Genomic DNA, 14,365 nt, shown 5'->3' with positions numbered 1-14,365 from the left:
GGGCGCGCTGAGCGAGCGTCAGCCGCGGCGGGTCAACAGCCAGGGTTCGACGACGCCCAGCCCGCGGACCGGCCGCTGCCACATCGGCTGGAGCGCGAAGCGGTACGAGGGCGCGTCCTCCGCAGCGGTGGCCGCCGCGGCCTCCGTCTCGGACTTGGGGGCCTCGCCGGTGCGGGTCAGCTCCTCGGCGAACGCCCCGTCCACGAGGACGGCGTCCCGCGGCGCTATCGAGGTGAGCCGGCTGGCGAGGTTCACGGTGGTCCCGAACACATCACCCATCCGTGTGGTGACCGTGCCGAAGGCGATGCCGACCCGCAGTTCGGGCATCGTCTCGTCGTGGGACATCGTCTCGATGAGCCGGAGGGCGATCTCCGCGGCGATGCCCGCGTCGTCCGCCGCGTACAGGACCTCGTCGCCGAGGGTCTTGATGAGCCGCCCGCCGTGCGCGGCCACCAGATCGGCCGCGGTGGTCTCGAACGCCTCGACCAGCTCGCCGAGTTCCTCCTCCTCCATGCGCCGGGTCAGCCGGGTGAAACCGACCAGGTCGGCGAAGCCCACGGCCAGCCGGCGGTCCACCATCTCCTCGTCGTCGGCGGCCTGCACGACCCGCCCGGTGGCGGCGGCGAGCTGCCGGCGCCAGACGTAGACGAGGAACTCCTCCAACTCCGGCAACAGCAGCTCTATCAGCGGATACGTGACCTCGGTACGGGTCATCCCCGGCTCGGGGGGTTCGGTGAGCCCCTCCAGGAACGAGTCGATCTGCCACTCGGCCAGCCGCGCGGTGGTCTGACCGGTGGACCGGGCGACCTGGATGGCCATCGGTTCGCTGAGCAGTCCCGCCTCGACCAGACCGGCGAGCCGGCGCAGGGCCAGGACGTCGGCCTCGGTCAGCGCCTTGGCCTGGCCGATGTCGGCGAAACCCATGGCCCGCCAGAAACGGGACGCGAGTTCCATCGAGACCCCGGCGCTACGGGCCGCCTGGAAGGGGGTGTAGCGACGCTCGGCCCCCAGGATCAGCTGTTCGAGGCGGAGGGCGAGGGGATCGTCACCCCCGTCGGCGCCGTCCGCGGCATCGGGAGGATCGGCCCCACCGGAGCCACCGGAACCGCCGGAGCCGGGATGCGGGGCGGCCGGGCGGTCGCGGCCCGGGTCGTGGGCACTGCCCCTCCCGGCTCCCGAGCCCGTGTCGTCGACGGTCACGCCTGCTGCCTTCCGATCTGCCGCGTGGTCAGGGCCTTCCGAGGAAGCACCCAAACACACACAGTACGACAGCTGTGCCGTGGCTCACTCCCGACCGGACGGTCCGTTCCCGCGAACCGCCCGGAACCCCTCCATCGCCGCAGTCACGAGCCGTCAGCCGGACTCCGCCGGACGCAGATGGACGATGTCGCCCGCGCCGACCGACTGGAGCCCTCCCTCGTCGGTGGCGATGACCAACCGCCCGTCCCCGTCCAGGGCGACCGCTTCGCCGGAAACCTCCCGTTCGCCGGGGAGCAGCGCCCGCACCCGGCGCCCCAGGGTCGCGCACCCCGCCGCGTACGTCTCCTGGAGGCCGGACGCCACCGGGTCGCCGCCGGCCGCGCGCCAGTCGCCGTACCACTGCTCCAGGGAACGCAGGACGGCCCGTAGCAGGGGGTCCCGGTCGGTGGTCCGCGCACCCGCGAGGAGCAGGGAACCGGCACCGGGCACGGGCAGCTCGTCGGCGGTCAGGCTGACGTTCAGTCCGATCCCGAGGACGACGGAACCGTCCCCGGCCCGTTCGGCGAGGATGCCGCCCGCCTTGCGCTCCTCGCCGTCGACGGTGACGAGCAGGTCGTTGGGCCACTTGAGCGCCGTGTCGACGCCGGCGGCCCGGGACAGCGCGGTGGCGACGGCCACCCCGGCGAGCAGCGGGATCCACCCCCAGCGGTCCACGGGCACCGCGCCGCGCCGTTCGTCCCCCGGAGTGAGCAGCACCGACACGAACAGACCGGAGCGCGCCGGCGCGCTCCAGCGGCGGTCGAGGCGGCCCCGGGCCGCGTGCTGGGCCTCGGCGACCAGGACGGCGCCCTCGGGGAGCGAACCGGTGCGGGCCGCGCGGGCGGTGAGGTCGGAGTTGGTGGAACCGGTCTCGCGGACCACGTCCAGGGAGGTCCACAGGGAGTCGGGGCGCACCAGCGCACGGCGGAGGGCCGCCGCGTTCAGGGGTGGCCGGTCCAGGTCGGACCAGCGGTGGGCTTCAGCATCCGGGGGCGTCATGCAACCCACCCTAGGTGTGGTAAACGCCGCACTGCCGAACGGTATCCACCCCACTACGCTACGAGAAATCAGCCCCGGTCACCCGTCCGGCTGCCCCGCGAGGACGCGACGACCCGCCGGCGTCCCGGGGCGCCGGCCGCCCTTCTCCGCAGGGAGCCGCACCCGATGTCCAAGCCGGAAGAGCCCCGTACGACCGTGTCCGCCCCCGCACCCGCGGCGGACCCGGCGATCGACGTCCACACCACCGCGGGCAAGATCGCCGATCTGCGGCGGCGCGTCGAGGAGGCCACCCACGCCGGGTCGGCGCGCGCGGTCGAGAAGCAGCACGCCAAGGGCAAGCTGACGGCCCGTGAACGGATCGCCCTGCTGATGGACGAGGGCTCCTTCGTGGAGCTGGACGAGTTCGCCCGGCACCGGTCCACCGCCTTCGGCCTGGCGGACAACCGCCCGTACGGGGACGGCGTGGTCACCGGGTACGGCACCGTCGAGGGCCGGCCGGTGGCGGTGTTCTCGCAGGACTTCACGGTCTTCGGCGGTGCCCTCGGCGAGGTCTACGGCCAGAAGATCGTCAAGGTGATGGACTTCGCGCTGAAGACGGGCTGTCCGGTCGTCGGGATCAACGACTCGGGCGGCGCCCGCATCCAGGAGGGCGTGATGGCGCTCGGGATGTACGGGGAGATCTTCCGCCGCAACACCCACGCCTCCGGGGTGATCCCGCAGATCTCGCTGGTCGTGGGGCCGTGCGCGGGCGGCGCCGTGTACTCGCCGGCGATCACCGACTTCACCGTGATGGTCGACCGGACCTCGCACATGTTCATCACCGGACCGGACGTCATCAAGACGGTGACCGGTGAGGACGTCGGCTTCGAGGAGCTGGGCGGGGCGCGCACCCACAACACGGTCTCCGGGGTCGCGCACCACATGGCCGGCGACGAGAAGGACGCGGTCGAGTACGTCAAGTCGCTGCTGTCGTACCTGCCGTCGAACAACCTGAGCGAGCCGCCGGTGTTCCCGGAGCCGGCGGACCTGGAGCTGACGGACGAGGACCGGGAGTTGGACGCGCTGATCCCGGACAGCGCCAACCAGCCGTACGACATGCACCGGGTCGTCGAGCACGTCCTCGACGACGCGGAGTTCCTGGAGACCCAGCCGCTGTTCGCGCCGAACATCCTCACCGGCTTCGGCCGGGTGGAGGGCCACCCGGTGGGGATCGTCGCCAACCAGCCGCTCCAGTTCGCGGGCTGTCTGGACATCGACGCGTCCGAGAAGGCCGCCCGCTTCGTCCGCACCTGCGACGCCTTCAACGTGCCCGTGCTGACCTTCGTGGACGTGCCGGGCTTCCTGCCGGGCGTCGGCCAGGAGCACGAGGGCATCATCCGCCGGGGCGCCAAGCTGATCTACGCGTACGCCGAGGCCACGGTCCCGCTGATCACGGTGATCACCCGCAAGGCGTTCGGCGGCGCGTACGACGTGATGGGGTCCAAGCACCTCGGCGCGGACCTCAACCTGGCCTGGCCGACCGCGCAGATCGCCGTCATGGGTGCCCAGGGCGCGGTGAACATCCTGCACCGGCGCACCATCGCGGGGGCGCCCGAGGAGCAGCGCGAGGAGGTGCGCCAGCAGCTCATCCAGGAGTACGAGGACACCCTGCTGAACCCGTACACGGCGGCCGAGCGGGGGTACGTCGACGCGGTGGTGGCCCCCTCCGAGACGCGTCGCCAGGTGGTGCGGGCCCTGCGTCAGCTGCGCACCAAGCGGGAGAGCCTGCCGCCGAAGAAGCACGGCAACATGCCGCTGTAGTCGCCCCGCCGCACCCCGAGGAGCCGTCGTGATGATCAAGGTAGTGAAGGGCAACCCCACGCCGGAGGAGCTGGCCGCGGCCCTCGCGGTGGTCCGGGCCCGGGCCGCCGCGCCCGCGGCGGCCCCCGGGGAGCCGACGGCCGGTGCGGACGCCTGGTCCCACCCGTCCCGGCTGGCCCGCACCCGGTTGCCCGCGCCCGGCCCGTCCGCCTGGACCCGCACCTACTGGCCGGGGTGAACGGGACCCGGGGCGCCCGCCGCGGCAAGTTAGGTACCCGTACTCAGGCGGGGGCTCCCCCGGCGCAGGAGCATCGGAAGCATGTTGTGGTCCGACCCCGAGAACGAACCGCCCGAGGACATGCGCGCCATGCAGGGCATGCTGCGCAGAGCCGGGCTGGTGCTCGCCCTCGCCATGATCCTGGCGATGGTGGCGCTCGGCCTGCGCTGACGGGTCCGACCGGGGCCCGGCCCGCCCGCGCGGCGCGCCCGGGCGCTCCCTCTACGCTGGGCCCATGAGTGCAGCCCGCCACCTCGTCCTGGCCTCCCAGTCCCCCGCCCGCCTCGGTCTCCTGCGCCAGGCGGGGCTCGACCCCGAGGTGGTGGTGAGCGGGGTCGACGAGGACGCCGTGACCGCGCCGACCCCCGCGGAACTGGCCCTGGCGCTCGCCGAGGCCAAGGCGTCGGTGGTGGCCGCCCGACCGGAGGTCATCCGGGCGGCGGCGCTGGTCGTGGGCTGCGACTCGGTGCTCGACCTGGACGGTCAGGCCCTCGGCAAGCCCGCGGACGCGGAGGAGGCCACCGCCCGCTGGAAGGCGATGCGGGGGCGGGCCGGCACCCTCCAGACCGGCCACTGCGTGTACGACGCCCGCAGCGGGCGGTACGCCTCGGCGGTCGCGTCGACGGTGGTCCGCTTCGGCGAGCCGACCGATGCGGAGATCGCCGCCTACGTCGCCTCGGGGGAGCCGCTGCACGTGGCGGGCGCGTTCACGTTGGACGGGCGGTCGGCCCCGTTCGTCGACGGCATCGACGGTGACCACGGCAACGTCATCGGGCTGTCGTTGCCGCTGCTGCGGCGCCTGTTGGCGGAGCTGGGCGTGGGCATCACGGACCTGTGGGTGGCTCCGGCGCGCTGACGGGTGCGCACCGGTCAGGGACGGGGTGCCTTCTCGCCGTGCACGGCCGTGTACTCGGCTGCGAGCCACGGGCCGAGGTCGTCGATGAGCATCCCGAGCACGGCCGGATCGGGTGCGGGCGCCCGGCCGGTGTCCGCGGCGAGACGCATCTGCCGGGCGCGCTCGGGGTAGTAGCGGCCGAAGAGCTCGGCGGACCGGTCGAGGTCGCTGGTCCAGCCGCCCCACCGGGGCATGACCAGGGTGAAGCCGGTACGGACGAGGCGCCGGCCGACGCGACGACCGAGGGCCCGGCGGTCGGCGTCCGAGGCGACCTCGGCCGCGGCGGCCCGCCAGCGCGGAAGCACGCGCCCGAGGTCGCCGTTGGTCTCCCGCGCGAGCAGGGACGTGGGGCGGTACCGGGGCAGTTCCCCGGCGAGGTCGGGGCCCAGCAACGGGGTGCAGAGGCAGGCGATGAAGAATCCGCCGTCGTACCGTTCGAGGTCGCTGAGCAGGACCCGCGCACTGGTCAGCAGGATGCCGACGCCGTCGATCTGCCCGAACGCGAGGTCGAGCCGGGCTTCCGTCGCCCGGGCGGCGGCGCGGTCGACGTCGGAGGGCTCGTCGTGGAGGACGAGTTGGAGGTCGAGGTCCGAGATCCCGACCGTGGCGGTGCCGCGGGGAATGCTGCCGTAGAGGTAGGCGCTGTGCAGGCGCGCACCGTCGAACGTGGCGCTGAGCTGGGCGCGGGCCGCGTCGACGACGGGGACGAACGCTGCCGGCACCCGGTCCAGGGCGCCCTCGCGGGCGATCGTTCCGTCCGGCTCCAGCCCTCGTTCCGTCATGGGGCCACTGTGCCGTGCGCGGCACGCCCCCTGCGAACCCGACGACGAGTGCACCCCGGGGTTCCCCGGTAGCTCCTGCACCCCACGAAACTGAGGAACCGGTGAACGACGCCCCCGGCGCCGACCTGCGCCCGCTCATCACCCCGCACACCGGCACGATCGATGAGATCCGGCCCACCCAGCACGGCCACGGGTCCGACCTGACCGCGATCGTGCAGTGTGCGAAGGGGCCCTTCTTCATCAAGGCGATGAAGAACCGGCCCGGGGGCCGTCGCGACTCCCTGGTGCGCGAGCGTGCCATCGCTCCTCACGTCCGAGCCGTCTCCCCTGAACTGCTCTGGCAGGTCGAGGACGCGGCATGGCTCGTCCTCGGCTTCCAGGTGGTGGAGGCCCGTCCCGCCGAGTTCCCGCCCGACTCGCAGGACCTACCCCAGGTGGTTCGGCTCGTGCAGCGCATCACCGCCCTTCCCGTACCCGCCGTTGCCGCCGACTGGGCCGAACGTCGCTGGCACCGCTTCGCGGCCTCCGAGGAGGAAGCACGTCAATTCGAGGGAGACGCGCTCCTCTACACCGACATCACCCCGTCCAACTTCCTGATCGCCTCCACCCGTGCGTGGGTGGTGGACTGGTCCTGGCCCACGACCGGCGCGGCGTTCATCACTCCGGCCCGGCTGGTCCTGCAACTGATCGCCGCAGGACACACCCCGCGGGCCGCCGAGGCATGGGCTGCGCAGTGCCCGGCATGGGTCGACGCCGACCCCGCTGCCGTCACGGCGTTCGCCGTTGCCGAGCAGCGCATGCACCGGGCGTTCGCCAAGCGGCGGCCAGCCGAGGCGTGGATCAGGGACATGCTGTCGGCCGCCGACGCTTGGGCGGGTCACCGCAGTAAGTAACGCCGGGCACGGTGGTCCCGACGTGGTCCGGGTCCTCCCCTGCGTGCTGGGGGGGCACCCCTGTCACCCCAGGGGGGCGGGGTCTGCCCCGCGCGGCGGCGGGTGGGGCGTTCGGCGCGCCCTTCGGACGTTGGGCCATTCGTAGGGATTCCACAAAGATTCACGATCCTCCGCAGTGCCCTCTCATAGAGACCTTGGCCACACAACCGGGCTAGGGTTCGGAAGAGGATTTCCGCACACCGCCCGTGACTAGGAACTTCACACCGAACGAGACCCGTTCTCACGCTCCGTGTGGGCAACCTCACCAAGGGGGACGGGTCGTACGGCCGTGTCGGCAGTCCCTAAACTCGGTGTGTTCCGGGAAAAGTCATGCGAAGTGATCGGCACGGGGAACCCGTAGACCGCTCCGGGCCGTGGTACCGGGCCGGGTACCGGGCCGGTGGTCCGGGGTTCGGCCCCCGGCGGAAACTGCTAGGAGGGAGCCATCGTGCGGAAGGTGCTCATCGCCAATCGGGGCGAGATCGCGGTTCGAGTGGCCCGGGCGTGCCGGGACGCGGGGATCGCAAGTGTGGCGGTCTACGCGGAGCCGGACCGTGATGCCGTGCATGTCCGGGTGGCGGATGAGGCGTTCGCGCTGGGCGGCGACACCCCCGCCACCAGTTACCTCGACATCGGCAAGGTGCTGAAGGCGGCGGCGGATTCGGGTGCGGACGCCGTGCACCCGGGCTACGGCTTCCTCTCCGAGAACGCGGAGTTCGCGCAGGCCGTGCTGGACGCCGGGCTGACCTGGATCGGTCCGCCGCCGCAGGCCATCCGCGACCTCGGCGACAAGGTCGCGGCCCGCCACATCGCGCAGCGTGCCGGCGCCCCGCTGGTCGCCGGCACCCCCGACCCGGTGTCCGGGGCGGACGAGGTCGTCGCCTTCGCCAAGGAACACGGGCTGCCCATCGCGATCAAGGCGGCGTTCGGCGGCGGCGGGCGCGGGCTGAAGGTCGCCCGGAACCTGGACGAGGTGCCGGAGCTGTACGAGTCGGCCGTCCGGGAGGCGGTCGCCGCGTTCGGGCGCGGCGAGTGCTTCGTGGAGCGCTACCTCGACCAGCCGCGGCACGTCGAGACCCAGTGCCTCGCCGACACCCACGGCAACGTCGTGGTCGTCTCCACCCGTGACTGCTCCCTCCAGCGCCGCCACCAGAAGCTGGTGGAGGAGGCCCCGGCGCCCTTCCTGACCGACGAGCAGAACGCCCAGCTGTACTCGGCGTCCAAGGCGATCCTCAAGGAGGCCGGCTACGTCGGCGCCGGGACCGTCGAGTTCCTGGTGGGCGCCGACGGCACCGTCTCGTTCCTGGAGGTCAACACCCGACTCCAGGTCGAGCACCCGGTGACCGAGGAGGTCACCGGCATCGACCTGGTGCGGGAGATGTTCCGCATCGCCGACGGCGAGGCCCTCGGGTACGACGACCCGCCGGTGCGGGGTCACTCCTTCGAGTTCCGCATCAACGGCGAGGACCCGGGGCGCAACTTCCTGCCCGCCCCCGGCACGGTGACCCTGTTCGCGCCGCCGACCGGTCCGGGCGTGCGGCTCGACGCCGGCGTCGAGTCCGGCAGCGTCATCGGACCGGCCTGGGACTCGCTGCTCGCCAAGCTGATCGTCACCGGCGCCACCCGTGAGCAGGCCCTCCAGCGGGCCGCCCGGGCGCTCGACGAGTTCCGCGTCGAGGGCATGGCCACCGCGATCCCGTTCCACCGCAAGGTCGTCGCCGACGCGGCGTTCACCGCCTCGCCGTTCACCGTGTACACCCGGTGGATCGAGACCGAGTTCGTCAACGACATCCCGGCGTTCTCCGCCGCCGCGGACACCGAGGCCGAGGACGAGACCGGCCGCGAGACGGTCGTGGTCGAGGTCGGCGGCAAGCGCCTGGAGGTGTCGCTGCCGGTCTCCCTCGGGATGTCGCTGGCGCGCACCGGGCTCGCCGCCGGTGCCAAGCCGAAGCGACGGGCCGTCAAGAAGTCCGGTCCCGCGGCCTCCGGGGACGCCCTCGCGTCCCCGATGCAGGGCACCATCGTCAAGGTCGCCGTCGAGGAGGGCCAGGAGGTCAAGGAGGGCGACCTGGTCGTCGTCCTGGAGGCCATGAAGATGGAGCAGCCGCTGAACGCGCACCGCTCGGGAACCGTCAAGGGCCTCGCCGCCGAGGTGGGCGGCGCGGTCACCTCCGGCGCGCTGATCTGCGAGATCAAGGACTGAGCCGGGCACCGAGACCCGCTGCGGGCCGTCCCCCACGGGGCGGCCCGCAGTCGTGTTCCCCCTGCCGCCCCGTCCTCGTGCCGGGGGGTGGCATGCTGGGGACGCGCGCGGGAGACGGGAGGAGCACCGATGAACGACGGTGGTGGGGAGCGGCACCCGGAGGCCGCGGAGCACACGGCCCCGGGGCCGGTGGCCCTGGCCGGACGGCACGAGACGAGGCCCATGCGGTCGGACGCCCGCCGCAACTACGAACGGCTGCTCGCGGCGGCCCGTACCGCCTTCGCGGAACACGGCACGGGCACCTCCCTGGAGGACGTGGCCCGTCGGGCGGGGGTCGGCATCGGCACCCTGTACCGGCACTTCCCCAACCGCAACGCCCTGATGAGCGCGGTGTTCGAGGACGCCAGGGACGATCTGCTGGCGCGTTCCCGGGCCCTCCTGGACGCCCCCCAACCGTGTACGGCGCTGGTCGCCTGGCTGCGCGCGATCATCACCCACGCGGGTGAGTACCGGGGCCTGTCACGGGCCTTGATGACGGCGTGCCACGACGACACCTCCGACCTGGCCCGGTGCAGCACCCCCATGCGGGAGGCCGGCGCGGCCCTGTTGACCCGGGCCCAGCGCTCCGGAGCGGTGCGCTCCGACGTCTCGGTCTCGGACCTGATGCAGTTGACCAACGCGATCGCGCTGGCCGCCGAGGAGACCCCCGGCGACCCGCACCTCGCGGACCGACTGCTGTCCCTGACGCTGCGCGGCATCCGCGCCTGACGGTCCGCCGCCCGGCCCGGACCCGACCGGCCCAGAGGTTCAGCGACGCCGCAGGTCAGCGACCCGGGCGGCGGTTCGCTCGCCCGGTCCGCCGCCCTCTGCGAGCACCGAGGCGGCGCTGCGCAGTTGGGGGCCGCGGCGCGGCCCCGGCAGGTTGACGTCCCGGCGCGGCTGGCGCCCCGCCGGAGCCGGATCGGCCGCCGCACCGCCGCTGCCGCCCGTGACGGTGATCTGGACGCCCCGGTCGGCGAGTGCCTGGAGTTCGGTGGCGGCCCGGTCGTCGTGCGCGGGCGGTTCGTCGGTGACGAGCCGGGTGATCACATCGGTCGGCACCGTCTGGAACATAGTGTCGGTGCCGAGTTTGGTGCGGTCGGCGAGGACCACGACCTCCGCGGCGGCCTGCACCAGGGCCCGGTCGACGCTGGCCGACAGCATGTTGGAGGTGGACAGACCGCGTTCGGCGGTCAGCCCGCTCCCGGAGAGGAAGGCACGGGACACCCGCAGCCCCTGGAGGGACTGCTCGGCCCCGCTGCCCACCAGGGCGTAGTTGGAACCGCGCAGGGTTCCGCCGGTCATCACCACTTCGACCCGGTTGGCGTGGGCGAGGGCCTGGGCCACCAGCAGCGAGTTGGTCACCACCGTCAGGCCCGGGACCCGGGCGAGCCGGCGGGCCAGCTCCTGGGTGGTGGTCCCCGCCCCCACGACGATGGCCTCGCCCTCCTCGACGAGGCCCGCCGCGAGGTCGGCGATCGCCGTCTTCTCGGCGGTCGCGAGGTGGGACTTCTGGGGGAAGCCGGACTCCCGGGTGAATCCGCCCGGCAGTACCGCACCGCCGTGGCGGCGGTCGAGGAGTCCTTCTGCCTCCAGCGCCCGTACGTCCCGCCGTACGGTCACTTCGGAGGTCTGGACGACGCGGGCGAGCTCACGGAGCGAAACGGCTCCGTTGGCGCGCACCATTTCGAGAATCAACTGACGACGTTCTGCAGCGAACACGAAACTGACAGTAACCCCAACGACCATCTGCTTTCAGCAGTTTGCGGCGAAGAGCGGAAGTTGTTCGCACAGGACCGTGCACAGTGGTATAAACCCCGATCGCCCCGCATCGCACCGGGTGGGTCGCACCCGGTGCCGACCGGCGGGGCTCAGCCCTCGCCCTCCGACTTGCGGGTCTGGAGCTGCCGCGCGACCTCGGCGATCGACCCGGACAGCGACGGGTACACCGTGAACGCGTTGGCGATCTGCTCCACGGTCAGGTTGTTGTCCACGGCGAGGGAGATCGGGTGGATCAGCTCCGAGGCGCGGGGGGCCACCACGATTCCGCCGACCACGATGCCGGTGCCCGGGCGGCAGAAGATCTTCACGAAGCCGTCCCGGATGCCCTGCATCTTGGCCCGGGCGTTGCGCAGCAGCGGCAGCTTGACGACCCGGGCGTCGATCTTGCCGGCGTCCACGTCGGCCTGGGTGTAGCCCACCGTGGCGATCTCGGGGTCCGTGAAGACGTTCGAGGAGACCGTCTTCAGGTTGAGCGGGGTCACCGCGTCACCGAGGAAGTGGTGCATCGCGATGCGTCCCTGCATCGCCGCCACCGAGGCCAGCGCGAACACGCCGGTGACGTCACCGGCCGCGTAGACGCCGGGCGCGGAGGTCCGGGACACCCGGTCCGTCCAGATGTGGCCGGAGTCCTTGACCCGGACGCCCGCCTCCTCCAGGCCCATGCCCTGGGAGTTGGGGATCGCGCCGACCGCCATCAGGCAGTGCGTGCCGGAGATGACCCGGCCGTCCGACAGGGTGACCTCCACCCGGTCGCCGACCCGCTTGGCGGACTCGGCGCGCGAGCGGGCCATGACGTTCATGCCGCGCCGCCGGAACACGTCCTCCAGGACGGCCGCGGCGTCGGGGTCCTCGCCGGGCAGCACCCGGTCCCGGCTGGAGACCAGGGTGACCCGGGACCCCAGGGCCTGGTAGGCGCCCGCGAACTCGGCACCGGTGACGCCGGAGCCCACGACGATGAGTTCCTCGGGCAGTTCGGCCAGGTCGTACACCTGCGTCCAGTTGAGGATGCGCTCCCCGTCCGGCTGCGCGTCGGGCACCTCCCGGGGGTGCCCGCCGGTGGCGATCAGCACCGCGTCGGCGACGAAGCGCTCCTCGGTGCCGTCCGCGGCGGTGACCACGACGGTACGGCTGCCGTCCGCCGCCTGCCGCCCCTCCAGCCGGCCGCGACCGCGCACCACGCGGGCGCCGGCCCGGGTGACGGACGCGGTGATGTCGTGCGACTGCGCCAGGGCGAGCCGCTTCACCCGACGGTTGACCTTGCCGAGGTCCACGCCGACGACACGCGCGGGCGTGTCCACGTGGGGGGTGTCATCGGCGACGATGATCCCCAGTTCCTCGTACGACGAGTCGAAGGTGGTCATCACCTCGGCGGTCGCGATCAACGTCTTCGACGGCACGCAGTCGGTCAGCACCGACGCTCCGCCCAGACCGTCGCAGTCGGCGACGGTCACCTCCGCGCCCAGCTGGGCAGCGACCAGCGCCGCCTCATAGCCGCCGGGGCCACCACCGATGATCACGATCCGAGTCACGTCCCCCATTGTCCCGCACGCTTCAAAACCCGCGCCTCCGGGGGGCCGGCTGCCGCAGCCTCCCTCTTCAGAGGGGCACTTCCGCTACGGGAGGGGCAGATGGCGCGGCTGCCGTACCCTCGACTCCATGTCGCTCTACGCCGCGTACGCCGGCAATCTCGACGCGCGGCTCATGACGCGCCGCGCACCGCACTCGCCGCTGCGCGCCACCGGATGGCTCAACGGCTGGCGGCTGACCTTCGGGGGTGAGCACATGGGCTGGGAGGGCGCCCTCGCGACGATCGTCGAGGCGCCCCGGTCGCAGGTCTTCGTCGCCCTGTACGACATCGCGCCCATGGACGAGGACTCCATGGACCGGTGGGAGGGGGTCGGGCTCGACATCTACCGCAGGATGCGGGTGCGGGTGCACACGTTGGACGCGGAGGAGCCCGCGTGGGTGTACGTCTTGAACGGGTACGAGGGTGGGTTGCCGTCCGCCCGGTACCTCGGGGAGCTGGCGGACGCCGCTGAGTCGGCGGGGGCGCCGCACGACTACGTCATGGAGCTCCGTAAGCGTCCCTGCTGAGCGCTGCGCGGTGCTCTGCGGGTGCGTGGTGGTTGCTCGCGCCGTTCCCCGCGCCCCCTTCGGGACGCTCCGGTGCAAGTGCGTTGCGCTGTGCGGTGCGCTGTCGTCATCCGCGCAGTTCCCCGCGCCCCTTCGGGGCGCTCCGGTTGCCGCCCGTCTGGGCGGGCCCCGTCTGGGTGGGCCCCGTCTGGGGCGCGGGGAACTGCGCGGGCAACCACAGCGGACCGCCACCTGACGGACAAGGCGAGGGCCCCGATCAAGGGGCGCGGGGAACTGCGCAAACCGACAGCGCACCGCACAGAGCAGCGCACCCCGAGCGCAGCGCACAGGAAGGGGCGCGGGGAACTGCGCGAAAGCCACCGCGCACCCCGCGGAACCGGGGACGGAAACAACCAGGCAACGATCGGAGCGCGCTCGAAGATTAGGTCTACGCGCGTAGGCGAAATCGAGCTACGCTCATGCGCGTGAACGCATCTCTTCTTCCGGACGACATCCAGGGCGACCCGCACACCGCGGCGAACACCGCCGCAACCCGCCTCCGCGAACTGACGGGCGCGGACTCCCACGACGTCGCCCTCGTGATGGGCTCCGGCTGGGCCCCCGCGGTCGACGCCCTGGGCGAGCCCGAGCACGAGTTCCCGGTGACGGACCTCCCGGGCTTCCCGCCCCCCGCCGTGGCGGGTCACGGCGGCCGGATCCGTTCGTACCGGATCGGCGAGAAGCGCGCCCTGGTCTTCCTGGGCCGCACCCACTACTACGAGGGCCGCGGCGTCGCCTCGGTCGCGCACGGCGTCCGCACCGCCGTGGCCGCCGGCTGCAAGACGATCGTCCTCACCAACGGGTGCGGCGGTCTGCGCGAGGGCATGCGCCCCGGCCAGCCGGTCCTGATCAGCGACCACCTCAACCTCACGGCGACCTCCCCGATCGTCGGCGCGAACTTCGTCGACCTCACGGACCTGTACTCGCCGCGGCTGCGCGCCCTGTGCAAGGAGATCGACCCCTCCCTGGAGGAGGGCGTCTACGCCCAGTTCCCCGGCCCGCACTACGAGACGCCCGCCGAGATCCGGATGGCCCGCACCATCGGCGCCGACCTGGTCGGGATGTCCACCGTGCTGGAGGCCATCGCGGCCCGCGAGGCGGGCGCCGAGGTGCTCGGCATCTCCCTGGTGACCAACCTCGCCGCCGGCATGACGGGGGAACCCCTCAACCACGAGGAGGTCCTCCAGGCCGGTCGCGACTCCGCCTCCCGGATGGGCACGCTGCTCGCCCAGGTGCTGGACCGCATCTGACAGCGTGGGCACCGCCCACCCCGGACACCGAGAG

The 14,365-nt window shown here is 72.7% G+C and carries 14 protein-coding genes; 9 read left to right on the top strand and 5 right to left on the bottom strand.

The genetic code is table 11. From position 1 onward, the window contains the following. Nucleotides 1-18: 18 nt before the first annotated feature. Both ACFWIA_RS07555 and ACFWIA_RS07550 read right to left on the bottom strand, forming a co-directional pair. On the bottom strand, nt 19-1,200 hold the full coding sequence (locus tag ACFWIA_RS07555; RefSeq protein WP_387001371.1) for an adenylate/guanylate cyclase domain-containing protein: 1,182 nt from the start codon (nt 1,198-1,200) through the stop codon (nt 19-21). A gap of 153 nt (nt 1,201-1,353) precedes the next feature. Continuing rightward, complete coding sequence (locus tag ACFWIA_RS07550; RefSeq protein WP_387001369.1) at nt 1,354-2,238, bottom strand: biotin--[acetyl-CoA-carboxylase] ligase; 885 nt, start codon at nt 2,236-2,238, stop codon at nt 1,354-1,356. 165 nt (nt 2,239-2,403) lie between these two features. Here ACFWIA_RS07550 and ACFWIA_RS07545 point away from each other — a divergent pair, with 165 nt between their 5' ends. The 4 genes from ACFWIA_RS07545 to ACFWIA_RS07530 all read left to right on the top strand — a co-directional run bounded on the left by ACFWIA_RS07545 (nt 2,404) and on the right by ACFWIA_RS07530 (nt 5,171). Beyond that, the gene (locus ACFWIA_RS07545) at nt 2,404-4,038 is read left to right on the top strand and encodes an acyl-CoA carboxylase subunit beta (RefSeq protein WP_387001367.1); all 1,635 of its coding nucleotides are present in this window, start codon (nt 2,404-2,406) and stop codon (nt 4,036-4,038) included. A 28-nt stretch (nt 4,039-4,066) separates the two neighbouring features. Then, on the top strand, nt 4,067-4,276 hold the full coding sequence (locus ACFWIA_RS07540; protein ID WP_387001365.1) for an acyl-CoA carboxylase epsilon subunit: 210 nt from the start codon (nt 4,067-4,069) through the stop codon (nt 4,274-4,276). Nucleotides 4,277-4,357: 81 nt separating this feature from the next. After that, nucleotides 4,358-4,486 (top strand): morphogenic membrane protein MmpB, encoded by a 129-nt coding sequence (mmpB, locus tag ACFWIA_RS07535; protein WP_385486289.1) that lies wholly within the window; start codon nt 4,358-4,360, stop codon nt 4,484-4,486. 64 nt (nt 4,487-4,550) lie between these two features. Next, on the top strand, nt 4,551-5,171 hold the full coding sequence (locus ACFWIA_RS07530; RefSeq protein ID WP_387001363.1) for a nucleoside triphosphate pyrophosphatase: 621 nt from the start codon (nt 4,551-4,553) through the stop codon (nt 5,169-5,171). Between the two features lie 14 nt (nt 5,172-5,185). Here the strand turns inward: ACFWIA_RS07530 and ACFWIA_RS07525 are convergent, their stop codons facing one another. Further along, entirely contained in the window at nt 5,186-5,992 is an 807-nt protein-coding gene (locus ACFWIA_RS07525; RefSeq protein ID WP_387001362.1) for a nucleotidyltransferase, read from the bottom strand. Nucleotides 5,993-6,093: 101 nt separating this feature from the next. On the opposite strand from ACFWIA_RS07525, the gene ACFWIA_RS07520 reads away from it, so the two are divergent. The 3 genes from ACFWIA_RS07520 (at nt 6,094) to ACFWIA_RS07510 (ending at nt 9,895) form a co-directional block, all read left to right on the top strand. Further along, nucleotides 6,094-6,885: a hypothetical protein gene (locus ACFWIA_RS07520; RefSeq protein ID WP_387001360.1), complete on the top strand. Its 792-nt coding sequence runs from the start codon at nt 6,094-6,096 to the stop codon at nt 6,883-6,885. A gap of 487 nt (nt 6,886-7,372) precedes the next feature. Further along, nucleotides 7,373-9,127 (top strand): acetyl/propionyl/methylcrotonyl-CoA carboxylase subunit alpha, encoded by a 1,755-nt coding sequence (locus ACFWIA_RS07515; RefSeq protein WP_387001358.1) that lies wholly within the window; start codon nt 7,373-7,375, stop codon nt 9,125-9,127. A gap of 222 nt (nt 9,128-9,349) precedes the next feature. Next, nucleotides 9,350-9,895, top strand: coding sequence for a TetR/AcrR family transcriptional regulator (locus tag ACFWIA_RS07510; protein WP_387001636.1), 546 nt, complete (start codon nt 9,350-9,352; stop codon nt 9,893-9,895). 39 nt (nt 9,896-9,934) lie between these two features. Here ACFWIA_RS07510 and ACFWIA_RS07505 read toward each other — a convergent pair whose 3' ends face one another. After that, complete coding sequence (locus tag ACFWIA_RS07505) at nt 9,935-10,915, bottom strand: DeoR/GlpR family DNA-binding transcription regulator (RefSeq protein ID WP_387001356.1); 981 nt, start codon at nt 10,913-10,915, stop codon at nt 9,935-9,937. A 122-nt stretch (nt 10,916-11,037) separates the two neighbouring features. Then, entirely contained in the window at nt 11,038-12,486 is a 1,449-nt protein-coding gene (locus ACFWIA_RS07500) for an NAD(P)H-quinone dehydrogenase (RefSeq protein WP_387001354.1), read from the bottom strand. A 118-nt stretch (nt 12,487-12,604) separates the two neighbouring features. On the opposite strand from ACFWIA_RS07500, the gene ACFWIA_RS07495 reads away from it, so the two are divergent. Then, nucleotides 12,605-13,042: a gamma-glutamylcyclotransferase gene (locus tag ACFWIA_RS07495; protein ID WP_351240199.1), complete on the top strand. Its 438-nt coding sequence runs from the start codon at nt 12,605-12,607 to the stop codon at nt 13,040-13,042. A gap of 464 nt (nt 13,043-13,506) precedes the next feature. Continuing rightward, nucleotides 13,507-14,331: a purine-nucleoside phosphorylase gene (locus tag ACFWIA_RS07490; RefSeq protein WP_387001352.1), complete on the top strand. Its 825-nt coding sequence runs from the start codon at nt 13,507-13,509 to the stop codon at nt 14,329-14,331. Nucleotides 14,332-14,365: the final 34 nt, after the last annotated feature.

It is taken from the genome of Streptomyces sp. NPDC127068, from assembly GCF_042724695.1.
Classification (GTDB): Bacteria; Actinomycetota; Actinomycetes; order Streptomycetales; family Streptomycetaceae; genus Streptomyces.
The sequence above is the reverse complement of the archived record's forward strand: the minus strand, read 5'-3'. Positions and strand labels throughout refer to the sequence as shown.